12 protein-coding genes are annotated in these 14604 nt (G+C 41.3%); 3 read left to right on the top strand and 9 right to left on the bottom strand.

Annotation, left to right across the window (positions count from 1 at the left end; genetic code table 11):
- The first annotated feature begins 52 nt into the window (after positions 1 to 52).
- The gene (locus tag VK159_RS16270; RefSeq protein ID WP_324231220.1) at positions 53 to 1720 is read left to right on the top strand and encodes a putative transporter; all 1668 of its coding nucleotides are present in this window, start codon (positions 53 to 55) and stop codon (positions 1718 to 1720) included.
- 97 nt (positions 1721 to 1817) lie between these two features.
- Here the strand turns inward: VK159_RS16270 and VK159_RS16275 are convergent, their stop codons facing one another.
- The 9 genes from VK159_RS16275 to VK159_RS16315 form a co-directional block, all read right to left on the bottom strand.
- Complete coding sequence (locus VK159_RS16275) at positions 1818 to 2378, bottom strand: hypothetical protein (protein ID WP_324231221.1); 561 nt, start codon at positions 2376 to 2378, stop codon at positions 1818 to 1820.
- A gap of 270 nt (positions 2379 to 2648) precedes the next feature.
- Entirely contained in the window at positions 2649 to 4112 is a 1464-nt protein-coding gene (locus tag VK159_RS16280; RefSeq protein ID WP_324231222.1) for a M28 family metallopeptidase, read from the bottom strand.
- An 88-nt stretch (positions 4113 to 4200) separates the two neighbouring features.
- Positions 4201 to 4653 (bottom strand): ribose 5-phosphate isomerase B, encoded by a 453-nt coding sequence (rpiB, locus tag VK159_RS16285; protein WP_324231223.1) that lies wholly within the window; start codon positions 4651 to 4653, stop codon positions 4201 to 4203.
- A gap of 98 nt (positions 4654 to 4751) precedes the next feature.
- Positions 4752 to 5633 (bottom strand): twin-arginine translocase subunit TatC, encoded by an 882-nt coding sequence (tatC, locus tag VK159_RS16290; RefSeq protein ID WP_255460266.1) that lies wholly within the window; start codon positions 5631 to 5633, stop codon positions 4752 to 4754.
- Positions 5634 to 5805: 172 nt separating this feature from the next.
- The gene (locus VK159_RS16295; protein WP_324231224.1) at positions 5806 to 8397 is read right to left on the bottom strand and encodes a zinc-dependent metalloprotease; all 2592 of its coding nucleotides are present in this window, start codon (positions 8395 to 8397) and stop codon (positions 5806 to 5808) included.
- Positions 8398 to 8508: 111 nt separating this feature from the next.
- Entirely contained in the window at positions 8509 to 9771 is a 1263-nt protein-coding gene (locus VK159_RS16300; protein ID WP_324231225.1) for a hemolysin family protein, read from the bottom strand.
- Between the two features lie 42 nt (positions 9772 to 9813).
- Complete coding sequence (gene gmk, locus VK159_RS16305) at positions 9814 to 10392, bottom strand: guanylate kinase (protein WP_324231226.1); 579 nt, start codon at positions 10390 to 10392, stop codon at positions 9814 to 9816.
- 49 nt (positions 10393 to 10441) lie between these two features.
- Entirely contained in the window at positions 10442 to 11188 is a 747-nt protein-coding gene (locus VK159_RS16310) for an SDR family oxidoreductase (protein WP_324231227.1), read from the bottom strand.
- A 66-nt stretch (positions 11189 to 11254) separates the two neighbouring features.
- Positions 11255 to 11887, bottom strand: a complete 633-nt coding sequence (locus VK159_RS16315; protein ID WP_324231228.1) for a hypothetical protein — start codon at positions 11885 to 11887, stop codon at positions 11255 to 11257.
- Between the two features lie 281 nt (positions 11888 to 12168).
- Between VK159_RS16315 and VK159_RS16320 the strand changes: the two genes are divergently transcribed.
- Both VK159_RS16320 and VK159_RS16325 read left to right on the top strand, forming a co-directional pair.
- Positions 12169 to 12714 carry a DUF5606 domain-containing protein gene (locus VK159_RS16320; RefSeq protein WP_324231229.1) on the top strand — a complete coding sequence of 182 codons (546 nt, stop codon included), beginning with the start codon at positions 12169 to 12171 and terminating at the stop codon, positions 12712 to 12714.
- Between the two features lie 102 nt (positions 12715 to 12816).
- Positions 12817 to 14538, top strand: a complete 1722-nt coding sequence (locus VK159_RS16325; protein WP_324231230.1) for a M3 family oligoendopeptidase — start codon at positions 12817 to 12819, stop codon at positions 14536 to 14538.
- Positions 14539 to 14604: the final 66 nt, after the last annotated feature.

Here is a 14604-nt window from a genome sequence, read left to right on the forward strand (position 1 = left end):
CTGATTGTGATTGGTTGAACAACTTATAACCCGCTACTACTTTTACTGCATTATGAATTGGTTTATAAAACTTCTCACGGAAGAAAGTATTCCTCAAACCGTGATCATCTATGGAATCGTCATCGCTATCGGCATCTGGCTTGGACGCTTAAAAATTTTCGGTATTTCGCTGGGCGTAACCTGGATCTTATTTATGGGGTTGGCGGTATCCTATTTCGGCATTCACATTAATAAAGAAACGGAGCATTTTTTAAAAGAGTTTGGCTTGATTCTTTTTGTTTACTCGATAGGTTTGCAGGTAGGGCCGGGTTTCTTTTCGTCACTTAAAAAGAACGCCGCTGTTACCAACGGATTGGCAGCAATGGTGGTTTTTCTTGGCGTAGCGGTAGTTGTTGCCTTTTATTACCTGTTGCAGCAACCCATTACCACACTTACCGGCGTAATGAGTGGTGCAGTTACCAATACACCCGGACTTGGTGCAGCACAGGCTGCTGCAAAAGATCTGCATCTTGCTGCAAATGATACTTCGTTTATCACATTAGCATATGCGGTGGTTTATCCGTTTGGTGTGTTTGGTATTATTGGTGCCATTCTTATTTTGAAAGCTGTCTTTCGTGTTAACCTGGATAAAGAACGGGAGTTGCACCGTAAGCTTGATGTAATCAAATCAAATAAGCCGGTCTCCATTCATTTAGTAATGCAGAACAAACAACTGATCGGCAAACCCCTTCGTACAATTTTTGAGTTGCTGAAAGAGCCCATTGTTGTTTCAAGATTATTTCACAATGGTTCAGTTGTTACGCCCACGCCGCAAACACATTTAAGTGAGAATGATGTGTTGCTGATTGTTGCACATAAAGATCAACTGGAAGTGTTGAAGATGATCATTGGCGAAGAAAGCAAAATGAATCTGAAAGAGATTCCTCAAAGTGAATTGATCTCTCGTATTGTTGTGGTAACACAGGCAGATGTTACGCATAAACGATTAGGCGATATAGCTGCACTGCATCAACACGATTTTACACTAACACGTTTAAGCCGTGCAGGTGTGGAGATGGTGGCACATGGTGATATTGTTCTGCAACTCGGTGATCAATTGAAAGTGGTTGGTACAAAAGAAGGTGTAGATATGGTTACCAAAACAATCGGCAATCAATTAAAGCGTTTAGATGTGCCAGATCTGGCACCGATCTTTATTGGTATTGTGGCTGGTGTATTGCTAGGGAGTATTCCCATGTTCTTCTTTAATATGCCTGTACCGGTGAAGATCGGTTTGGCAGGTGGTCCACTCATTATTGCTTTGTTACTGAGCCGTTATGGCGGTAAGCTTTATTTGAATCAATACACAACTTACAGCGCTAACTTAATGCTGCGTGAATTAGGTATCAGTTTATTCCTTGCCAGCGTAGGCTTAAGCAGTGGTGCGAATTTGCAAACAGCATTATCCGGTAACAATGCGTGGTTATGGATCGTGATGGGACTTACTATTACGATTGTTCCACTGTTGATCGTTGGCATGATCGCTCACTACGTATTTCGTAAAACATTTTTTGAAGTGTGTGGATTGCTTTCAGGTGCAAGTACCGATCCGCCTGCATTGGCATTCTCTGCACAACTGGCAAAAAACGAAGTGGCATCTGTTACGTATGCAACAGTTTATCCATTGACAATGATCTTGCGGATCATTGCAGCGCAATTGCTGATATTATTCCTCTCCTGAAAACAGGAAATTAAACTGACTACTATTGATGATGTATAGGTTTAAAAAACCAAAAACCCCGACAGAAATGCCGGGGTTTATATTTATGTCAATTCAATTAATTGTCCCGATCTCGTTCAAGATGTATTTGCAAGCCAATTAAGAAACCAAAATTGTTATAGGGTATCGATTCCGCTTTACCTGCTTTGTAACTGGCAAGCATCTCAAGCCCAACAGATGAATTCAAAAAAACAACTGCCCCTGCCAAAGAATTAAATTCAAATGAATTAACCTGAGAGTCGCTTGCCTTGTTGGTGAAATATGAAACACCCGCCTCCGAAACAAGGTTAAATCTCTTGTCGGCTTTTAAGAAATAGTACCTTAAGTATGGCCCCACTTGTAACGTTGTGGATTTGGAAAAAGGTGGCGTAATACTTCCACCTTTGGTATGTAGAACGTCTACCCGCAATCCTGCAGCAAATTTGTCAACTAAAAAATACCCGGCATTAGGGCTCACCCGAATATTTGTAACCTTTATTTGCCCTTGCGGATAGGTTGTTTTACTGTGCTCAAAACTTCCGTTTCCTCCAAACATCCAAAACCCTTTTGTAATCTGTGAGTAAGAACCAGGGACTAATAAAACAGAAAAAATAAAAAGAAAAGCAAACTTTTGTTTCATAAAATGATTTAATTACTAATGAAAAATAGGTTGGAAACACAAGGTCGGCTGTGGTAACGCACAAATTGGGGATGCTTTGTATGGAATGTAGAAGTTAAAAGATATTGTGCTAATGTAAATGGGATTCAACCGATTTCAAAATGTGAGATAACTTATTTTGTAAGTGTGTGGTTAAAAAGTATAAGTGCTGAACTATGTTAATCTTAGAGCGGCGTACAAAAAAACCCCGACAGAAATGCCGGGGTTTTGTTTTTATCTCAATTCAATAAATTATCTCGGGGGAACATTCAAAGGAATATCTCTCACAAACATATTATTCCTGTTGGCTGCATCCCATGCAAGGAAGAACACCAGGCGTGTACGTTTTTCATGCAAATCATAATTGATCTTATCAGGCGTATCACTTGGTTTGTGATAATCTTTATGAATACCATCAAAGAAAAATACAATGGGAACTCCTTTTGCTGCAAAGTTGTAATGGTCGCTGCGGTAGTATAAACGATTCGGATCTTTTGGATCGTTGTATTTTCTGTCGGTAATAATTTTGATGTACATGTTGTTGATGCTGTCAACAAAACGTGGCAACTCACTGCTGAGTTTATCATCACCAATCAAGTACACATGATTATTTGTATCGAGTGATTTGATATTATCATCTTTACGGCCGATCATGTCAATATTGATATCGATGCTTGTTTTCTCTAATGGAAACACAGGATGATCAGCATAGTAAGCACTTCCCCACAAACCTTTTTCTTCACCGCTTACAGCTAAAAATAAAATGCTTCGGCGTGGTCCTTTGCCTGCTGCTTTTGCTTTTGCAAACGCTTCAGCAACTTCCAATACACCAACAGTACCACTACCATCATCATCAGCACCGGGGTGAAGTTTACCATTGATAATACCTACGTGATCGTAGTGCGCAGAAATAATGATCCACTCATCTTTCTTATCTGTTCCTTCGATCATACCCAACACATTTGATGCCTGTGTGATCTCTGTTTCTTTACGGAAATCAAGCATCAACTCAGTTGCCAAAGTTTTTGTTTCAAGTGTTTGTGCTTTTGCCGTTGCGAAATCTTCTTTTAATAACGTTTCGCCTACAGCTTCAGAAACACGAACAACCAATGGAGTTTGACGGCTGCGGTATAAACTGAATGTTAAACGACCGCCACGTGGTGAAGGTTGTTTGTCAATATTGTTCACTACAAACAAGACAGCTGCAGGTTGACGGCTGTACAATTTATTGATATCGTTAAACGCAGGAAGCTGTGTGCCGTTCTTTGCAACGATCACTACTGCTTTACCACGAATATCAGTTGTTGTATCAACTTTACTCATGTAAACCACTTCACTGAAAAACTGTTGTGAAGTGATAACGCTGTTGAGTGCTGCTGAAAAGTCTTTTCCAAATTCAAACTTCTTTCCGCTCACTGCTACAGTGGCATCTTTCAACGTGTCTTTGTACAAAGGATAAAACTGTTCGTAGTTACCATTGTTTGCGGGTGCAATACCAATACGCTGAAACTGTTGTTTCAAATACTCGGCTGCTTTACGTTGTCCTGCAGTGCCGGTTTCTCTTCCTTCCATTTCCGGTCCGGCAAGGATGTAGAGATGGGTTTTGAGATCATTTTCTGTAATGGTTTTCGAAAACTGTTCAGCCGTTTTGTTTTTCTTTTGGGCCGATACGGAGAAGGCGAGCAAACTGAGTGCTGCCAATAAGAATGTCCTCATGCATTATTTTTTTTAGAAGGCCGAATATAAAAGAAAATCCCGCCATTGGCGGGATAGATATATGAGCGGTTGCGTAAGTAAGCAATTGTCAGGCACATGCAATTTTGCCAACTCTCAACCCATGACGACCGCCTTCAAATTCAGTCGTCATAAAGGTGTCCACCATTTTTTCAGCATCACCTTCACGAACAAAACGGGCAGGAATACAAATGATATTTGCGTTATTGTGCGCACGAACCAACTGAGCAATTTCTTCGCCCCAGCAAAGCCCGGCACGAATACCCTGATGCTTATTTGCTGTAATGGCAACACCATTGGCACTGCCGCATAACAAAATACCAAAAGCAGCTTCGCCATTCTCAACAGCTGAAGCAACAGGATGAGCAAAGTCAGGATAATCAACACTGTCTTTTGAATAAGTGCCGAAATCTTTAAATGCAATTCCTTTCCCTTCAAGATAAGAGATCAGGTCTTCTTTGTAATCGAACCCTGCATGATCGCAACCAATTGCAACGGGCTTACTCATATCAAAAATTTGCATATCGAATAGTTTAGAATTGATGATCTTTTACAAAGGTAGCACCTCTGTTTAAGTTGTAGGCAATATCAATTATTCATTTTAAAATTATCCATTAAGAACTAACTCCACTCCTCAATATCTTCCTGCTTGATCTGGCGTCTGTAAATACGCATACTCAGCATAATACTGAATTCATACAAGCCATATAAAGGAATCGTCACCAAAGCAAGACTGAATGGGTCTGTTGATGGAGTGATGATGGCCGCCATAATAATGATCACCACGAATGCATACTTGCGGATCTTGCGAAGAGTAATAGGCGTAAGCATGCCCACTTTTGTAAGCAGCATTACCACCACAGGTAATTGAAACAGCAATCCCACACCAACAGTTAAGTAGATCAGGTTCTCAAAATAATCACTGATGGTAGGGCGAAACTCAATTAACGGACTGAGCGAATAGTTTGAATAAAAATTTACCATGAACGGTGTGAGAACAAAATAACCAAATGCCACACCCAGGAAAAACAGAGACGATATCCAGAAGATAGCACCGGTTGTGCCGCTGCGTTCTTTATCATTCAAAGCGGGACGAACGAATTTCCAGATCTCCCAAAAGATATAAGGGAAGGCTAAAATGAAACCTGAAGTAAAACCAACTGTGAACGTGGTAAGGAACTGTTCCGTCATGGCATTACTCTGGAATTTGATACTGAAATCAGAAAGGCAAAGAGCATCTACATGCATCCATTTGCCAAGATCACACAACCAACGGTAGGTGATAAAATCTTTATGTGCCGGTCCCATAAAAATATTATTCACCACATAATCGATATTGAACAATACAATAAGGGAAGCAATAATAATGGCAATAACGGCACGCACCACGTGCCAACGCAGTTCTTCGAGGTGATCAATAAAACTCATTTCAGCTTTTTCTTCGCCTCTTGCACCACGGATGCGTTGTATAATTGATCTGCGTTCTGATTTAGTTTCCGCCACGGTTAATGATTTCAGTTGCAAATGTAACCCGAAATGGATGAGCAAAAAAAGGGTTGCCAACCTTTCAACAATTCCTCTGCACCTGCGGGAATAAATCCAGGTTGGCAACCCTGATACGCTCATAAAAAAAGCGGCCCCGAAGGACCGCTTTCAATCAACAGACCAGGTCTGTTTATTTTACAGCCAATGCTTTATCAATCAAAAATGTGAGCATGCTGCGGTGAGCACGTGTTTGCTCGTTCGGCGAAACCGCCGTAGCAAGCATGGTTCTTACCTTGCGTAAAGTGTTGTAAGCAGCACTTTTCGAAGGGTTATCGAAACCGGCTGGTGCTGCCACAATTGCTGCCGCACCCTTAACAAATTCTGTCTGCAGGTTTTGGCGGTACACATTTACTGCACCCGCTGCATCTGCTTTAAAGATGGCATTCATAATATCGTTCATTACATCAGCCACGCTGTAAGTATTACCATACAATGCACTGTTGTTGATACGACGCAACGTAGTTGGGTGCAACAGTTGTGCAAGAATATTCGTTTGGAAATTCTGCACAAGTGAAGTGTGTTTCGGATCTTCCGGTGCCCCAAAGAAATTATAACCACGACGCTGAACCTGCAGGTAAGGCAACAATTGCTGATCTGCTTCAAACGCATTTGGCGCAAATACATAAGTTGCCAGGAAGTTCATTGCTTTTTTCTGATACGCAACCGGCGTAATCACAAATGGTTTGCTGCCATTGTTCTGTCCGGGGAAACTTCTGTCAACCTGCACACCACCAATATAACGGCTGATGGCATTGGCCATTGAGAAACGCTGTCCGTTCAAAACATTGTAACGGATCAGTACTTCCTGGTAGCTCTTATCGCCTTTCGCATATTTGCTTACCAGTTTGCTCATGGCACTGTTCACAAATTTGATACGGTCTTCGCCATAAGCAACCATATCATTACTCATATCATTGATCATAACACGTGGATCAATACCGTTTCCGGGGCTACGCATATCATCAGCATCATTACCAAACGTAAGATGTGGTTCATGACTGCGACGGAGAATCTTATTCAGCTCAGTTTGTTCCTGGCCGGCAGGGAACTCACGGTAACCAAATTCAATTGCCCACAGATCGTATGGTCCGGGTTTCATGGTGTAATAATCTCCTTGCTTGCTTCTGTCGCTATTGATATTGATAGAAGGATAATCCATTACTGAACCCTGCAATCCTAATTTTTGTGTGATAGCAGTGTTATGTACTTCTGCCGGGCTCAGCATCTGGCTGGCTTTCATGTTATGGTTCAAACCAAGGGTATGACCCATTTCATGCAGAATGAGATAATACAAAAACTGTTCATGTGCTTTTCTCACTTCTCCGGGAGGAGCATCAGCAGTTGTAATAAGTGTTGAGCCTGCCATGTATTGTTTTGCCAACTCACTGCCAATGGTGCAGGTAGCCCAATGCTTGCGCATGTGCGATGGCATGTTCTCCATCATTTGCTGTTGCAGGTTAAGCGTTGCAGCAGCTGCATTGTTCTCTTCTGTTACATCGAGGAAAGGAGTTTCAGCACCGCTTGCCCACTCAATGGTAATATCGCTGCCAAGTATCTGACCTGTTTTTGGGTTTACGAAACTGGGCCCGATTGCTCCATAAGGAGGATAGGGAGAAGATACCCAACGGATCACATTGTAACGGATATCTGAAGGATCCCATGTAGCATCATCAGGCATGATCTTCATCACCACTGCATTTTTAAAACCGGCTTTTTCAAACGCTTCGTTCCAGCGTTCGCCTGCTGCTTTTACAATTTCACGGTATTCAACAGGTGTGGTGTTTTCTACCCAGAATGTGATCGGCTCAACGGGTTCACTTAATGCAGCTGAAGGATCTTTTTTCTTCAAATGCCAGCGGTTGATCATATCACGATAGTTAACGATCTCGTTTGATGTAAGATCATCTACTTCCTGAGTAAAGAATCCAACACGAGGATCATCGAAACGTGGTTTATAATCGTTCACCGGCATTTCAATAAACGTGTGCTGGAGTTTAATGCGCACAAAACGTGCATCAGTAATATCTTTTCCACCCTGGTTGAAAGGCATCGGGTTATCGTAAGCCAAATCAACAACTACATCGCTGTTGTTGGGATATGAACGGATATTACTGTACTTACTTTTTGTTGGGTTGTAACCACCAAGGTTAAAAACAGCACCCGGAGGAATGGTTGGAGGGAAAATTGGCTTCACTGGATCGAGTTTATCACTCAGAAACAGTTGGTCAACACTTACGAGATAACCGGTTGAATCTTCTGCACCTACTTTATCGGCATAAAAAACCGCATCGGCCACATCTACATTCGCAGCTTTGCTTACGGCATTCTTTGAATCGTAGTAGAAGTTGGTGTTTACTGTAGAGAACTCAATCTTGTCGTAGGCCTTTTTCATTTTAAACACCAATGTTGCACGGTGCATACCCTGGTGAAGAAACAAACTTGTAGGGCCGCTGAGAGAGAAACTCTGGTAAATAAAGTCTTTGTTCAACTGATCTTTCCGGATGTACATCTGTACACTGCCTGTTACGGTATCCTGGTAAAGGGTAAACAGACCGGAATGTTTTTTACTGGCTTTTACTTTGTCGGTAATACCGGCAGGTTTTGGGGGCGCCTTTTTGGTTGAGTCAGCGGGAGCGGCTGCTCCGGGTTTTGCTTGGGCTGAAATTTCAGTACCCAGTAACAAACAAACAGCTGATAAGGCTAATGCGAAACGCTTGTTCATAATTCTTGTTTTGTTGTTAACTGATAAGAAAAGGTAAAATAAAGTTTTCGTAGATGGGCGGGGTTTGTATAAGCGGACAAAGCTTCCTGTAACTGGTTATTACAACTGAAATCAGCGAAGGACTTTCATCTTAACTGTCTCAATTCTTGTTTCGCTTACGGAGAGGATATCAAACTCGTAGTCGTCGATAATGATACGTTCTTTTGCAACAGGTATGGTTTCATGGTGTTCAACAATGTAGCCCGATAAGGTTTCGGCGTCGCTTTCTTCCTTAAACTCGAGGTTGTATTTTTCGGAGAGATAATCTGTTTCCAAACGGCCGCTGAAAATGAATTCATTATCGGAAAGTTGTTTTTCAACAAACTCTTCGGTGTCGTATTCGTCCTGAATTTCGCCGAAAATTTCTTCCAGCAGATCTTCCATGGTTACAATACCGCTGGTGCCGCCAAACTCATCAACCACCCATGCTATACTTTTACGTTCACGGGTGAATTGACTGATAAGATCTGTAAGTCCCATACTTTCAGGTACTGCAGGAATCGGTAATAAAATTGATTTAATGTCATCGGGTTTACGAAACAGATCGAGCTGGTGAACGTAACCAAGAATATTATCGATGTTGCCTTCGTAAACAATGAGTTTGCTGAGTTTTGTTTCCACAAACTTTTGTTTCACTTCTTCAACACTTGCTGACGATTCAACACCAACAATCTCTTTTCGTGGAATTAAACATTCACGCACTTTTACGCCGGGTAGCGATAATGCGTTTTCGAATAACTCAGTATTGATGTCTTGCGATTCCTCGTTATCATCTTTGCCTTGCTGAATAAAATGTTCAAGATCAACTTTTGTGAATGCTTCTTTTTTATCACTGATGCGCACATCAAATAAATATTTCAAAATCCATTCTGCCAAACCAACAAATAAAGAAGCAACAGGTGAAAATATGCTGTAAAGTAAACTCACTGTTCGTGCAAAAAATGAAAGAACAGAGTTGCTTTTTTTGCGGAAGATGGCTTTGAATATAACCTGTATCAACAATGCAAGCAAGCCAGATGTAAACAACTCAATGGTAATGCGCAAAAAAGCGGAATTGCGGATAGGCGTTGGCATCTGTTTCCATAACGGGTCAAAGAAACGGTTCACCAACAATACAAACACCACCAATGATAATGTTACTGCAACGAGTAAAGCACCAATAAAACGGCTTTGATTTTCGATAAAGAAACTAAGGATGCGGCCGCTTGCAACACCTTGTTTTTTCTTAAGCTCTACGGAGAAACGATTGAGCGAACCAAATGCTGTTTGCAATCCGGCAAAAAAGCCAACAAACAACATACTTACCCCTATCCATATCAATAACACCCAATTCATAGTAATTAAAAATAGTGTTTTTGCAGGAATTACAAAGGCCGATTACTCAGCCTTGATGAATGCCCCTACAATGGCAGTTGCTTCTGCAATAGCTTTTTCAAGATTGTCGTTCACGATCACGTGTTGAAACGAATGCTTGAATGATATTTCGTAAGAGGCTTTACTAACACGGGCCTGGAGCGAATCAGCTGTTTCTGTACCACGGCTTTCTAACCTCCGCTTCAATTCTTCAATGGATGGAGGCTCAATGAAAATGGTGAGTATTTGTTTGGGATACAGGTCCTGCACATGAATAGCACCTTTTACATCAATATCGAGTACCGGAATTTGGCCATTACTCCAGATGCGTTCCATTTCACTTTTGAGGGTGCCATAATAATTTCCTTCATACACCATTTCCCATTCCATAAAAGCATTTTCATGAATTTTTTGCTGAAAAGCTTCTGTGCTCATGAAATGATAATCAACACCATCTTTTTCATGCGCTCTTGGTTTACGTGTAGCTGCTGAAATAGAAAAAGCAAGTTGCGGGAAATGCTTCATCAGTTGCCTGGTGATGGAGGTTTTTCCTGCGCCTGAAGGAGCGGTAATGATGATGATCTTATGATATTCCTGTTCCATAAAGCTTCAAAAATAAATGAATAGCTGTAATGTTAACGGAAACATTCAATTACTGGCAAACATAACCACCATCAACAGCAATCAGACTCCCTGTGGTAAAGCTGCTTTCATCACTCAACAGAAAGGCAACAGTTTTTGCAATTTCCTCCGGCTTCCCGATGCGCCCCATTGGTTGAATTGTGTCTAAGCTTTTATAGATTTCTTCTTTAGCCGTATTGCTCAGTTGCGAAAAACGATCGACCGCTTTATGCAACAACGGCGTATCAATTGTGCCGGGGCAAATGCAATTTACACGTATGTTAAACGGTGCGTAATCAATTGCTGTGCTTTTGGCGAGTTGGGCTATTGCTCCTTTCGTCATGCCATAAACAGAACTTGCAGCTTTACCAATAAACGATTGATCAGATCCCATCAGCACCACACTTCCTTTTTGTTGTGCCTTCATAACAGGAATTACTTTTTGCAATGTATAATACACACCAAACAAATTGGTATAAACTACACGTTGCAATTCTTCATCACTGGTTTGCTCAAGCGTTGCAAAAAGATGAATACCTGCGTTGGCAAAGAGGAAATCAATTTTCTTTTCTACAGAAATTACTTTGTCAATTGCTTCATTCACCTGCTGCCGGTTGCGTACATCACAGGGAATAAAATATTGTTGATCGCTTTGGTCGTGATCAGCAAAATCGAGATTGTAAACCGTGCAGCCTTTGCTGCGTAAGAGCTCTTTTGTGGCTTTACCAATGCCTGTTCCGGCACCGGTAATGATGGCAATTGTGTTTTCCCAGTTCATAAAAAAAGCGTGTTTGATTAAAGATAAAAGAATCTTGTATTCAAACTGGTTGGCTGGGAAACAGCATCAGGCAAGCCCTAATGACCTGCGTATATTATTGTGGAATTCACGGATGGCTTTGGTGTGGAAGAACGGATAAATGATTCTATCTCTCAGCCAGGATCCGCTTTTATAAATTGTGTGATGTGAAATTTCAGTGAAACCATCCTTACAGGTCTTTAACTGAATACGCTGGCTGCCCAACGATTTTCCTTTCACGAGATAGCTTGTTTCAAGACACATCTCTTTTTCATGAACGGCTGTAATTTCATGACCTACCGCCACTTTTGCCAAACCGCCCAATGCTTTTACACGAATAAGAACAATTTGCCCGGCTTTTGCACCGGTATATTCATCATCAATATAAGAAATGGAATTATTCTTGCGGCAGTATTGCATACCAAACTGAAGCATGTTGCCACACCAGGCTTGTTTTGGGTGAATGTTTTTATAGGCTTCCCATACTTTTTCGATCCGCTCACGGATATGAAATGTTTTATGGTGTGTATAAAATGCCTTGGTACAATTTGATTTGGGACAGAACGATTCCAATGCCGCAAAATCATTCAGCTGGTACAACTGGTTATCATGTATAAAAGAAACAACCTGTTTACTGGAAATTCGATCAAGATTTACGTCCTGTGTGTGTAGCAAGCTCAAGATATAGGAATTGGCTTTTAGAATTATTAACGAATATAAACAGTTTCTGCCTTCAGGCAATTAACTGTGCAGGTATAACGCTCATTTTTCATAAACAGTACTACAAAATACATGTTAAAGCTGGCGGATATGACCGCAAAAGGCATATTTACTGGCTTTCACTGGCTTTGATTCCTCATTTCCCAATGCCGCTGATAATCTGATATAGCTCCTTAGTTTGGCGTTAAATTGAAATGAGGTTAACCGAAATCCTTTAACTTGCAACCCTTGAATTGAAAATTATGGAATACGGAAAATTAATTGCAGTTACCGGAATGCCCGGCTTGTTTGAACTCGTTAGCAGCAAAAGCGATGGTGCTATTGTGCGTTCGCTCGATGATAACTCAACAAAGTTTGCATCTACTCGTCAACACCAGTTCTCACACCTGGAAAGTATTGAAGTTTACACTGTTCGTGACAATGTAAATCTTACTGATATTTTTAAAGCCATGGAAAGTGCAGGTGGCAAGTTGCCCGATGAAAAAGATGCAAAAGCCATTAAAGCTTATTTCGAAAAAGTATACCCCGATCTGGATTTTGAGCGTGTGTATACCAGTGATATGAAGAAAATGGTGAAGTGGTATGGCATCATCAGTGCAAAAGGAATTGAAATTAAATTAACCGAGGTGGCTGAGGAAGAAGCACCGGTTGAAGAAGCAGTGGTTGAAGATGAAGCGAAGCCTGCAAAGAAAGCAGCGAAGAAAAAAGCTGAACCAAAAGCAGAAGAAGTTGCTACTGAAGAAGCACCCAAAAAGAAGGCTGCTGCTAAAAAGAAGAAAGAAGATTAATTTATACTCATCACATTTGGTGCCGGTAAGACGGGGAGCGGGAAGTTAAACTTCTTATCTGCTTACCGGTTTACCGGCATCATTTTTTAAACAGTTTTGATTATGACGTTGACAGCAGATATTAAACCTATTGAGCGGGAATTCTTACCGAAAGATTTCACCATTACAACTTGGGAAACTCTTGAGCCTTATTTTAAACAGCTGCTTGAGCAACCCATTAACAGTAAGGCAGAGCTTGAGCAATGGTTGCAGAACAGCAGTGAACTGGAAGCTGTGATCAGTGAAGATGCCTGCTGGCGCCAGGTACGTATGACCTGCGACACAGAGAATAAACAACTGGAAGAAGCCTTCAACTATTTCTACATTGAGATTGCACCAAAGATGCAACCCTATGCAGATAAGCTTAACCGCAAACTGGTTGAATGCGAATACACCAAAGAACTGGATGCCGATAAATACTTTACCTACTTACGTTCGATCAAAAAAAGCATTGATCTTTTTCGTGAAGCGAATATCCCGATCATGAGCGAACTGAATGTAATGCAACAACAGTTCGGACAGATTGCAGGTAAGATGACGGTGGAAGTAAATGGCAAAGAATACACTTTGCAACAAGCAGGAAAATTTTTAGAAAATCCTGATCGGAAATTGCGTGAAGAAGTGTACATGAAAATACAGAACCGCCGTTACCAGGATCGTGATGCATTGAATGCATTGTTTGATAAACTTGTAGAAAAACGTCATCAATTAGCATTGAATGCGGATTTTAGAAATTACCGTGATTATAAGTTTAAAGAACTTGGTCGTTTTGATTACACGCCACAAGATTGTTTCAATTTCCATGAAGCAGTGAAGCAACATGTGATACCGCTGGTGAAAATTATTTACGAAGAACAACGCAAAGCGATTGGTGTTGATCAGTTACGTCCCTGGGATATGGATGCAGAGCCGGAAGGCATCGTTCCGTTACAACCGTTTACTAATGGAACAGAGTTGACAGAAAAAACAATTGAATGTTTCGAACAACTCAATCCTTTCTTTGCTGATTGTTTGCGCAAGATGAATGAATTGAAACGCTTTGATCTTGACAGCCGCAAAGGAAAAGCACCCGGCGGTTACAATATGCCGTTAGCTGAAACAGGTGCACCGTTTATTTTTATGAATGCTGCCGGTACGTTGGATGATGTGACTACAATGGTGCATGAAGGTGGCCATGCTGTTCATTCATTCCTTACACATAATCTTGAACTTACAGGCTTTAAAGAATATGGCGCTGAGATTGCTGAAGTGGCGAGTATGGCGATGGAACTCTTCAGCATGGAGCATTGGGATATTTTCTTCAAGGATAAGGAAGAATTGCGCCGTGCAAAATTCAAACAACTGGAACGAGTGCTCACCATTTTACCATGGATCGCAAGGATCGATGCATTTCAGCATTGGCTCTATGAAAATCCTGCACATACTGCTGAGGAGCGTGGTGCAAAGTGGATGGCGCTGGCAAATGAATACAGTACGGGCTTGATTGATTACACAGGTTTGGAACAATTCCGTCCATACGAATGGCAACGTCAGTTGCATTTGTTTGAAGTGCCGTTCTATTATATTGAATATGGAATTGCCCAGTTAGGCGCCATTGGTTTGTGGATGCAGTTCAAACAGAACCAGCAGGAAGCTTTGCAGAATTACATCAATGCATTAAGCTTGGGCGGAACGAAAACATTGCCCCAATTGTATGAAGCAGCAGGGTTGAAGTTCGACTTTTCACCGAGCCATATTAAAACCCTTATGGATTTTACAAAAACAGAAATGGATAATCTTAACTAATTAATACCGATATTTGCACTGCTAAATCAGAACATTAATCATGTCCTGCCGTTTCTACGGGAGGGC

The organism is Lacibacter sp. (assembly GCF_035299325.1).
In the GTDB taxonomy this organism is placed as follows: Bacteria; Bacteroidota; Bacteroidia; order Chitinophagales; family Chitinophagaceae; genus Lacibacter.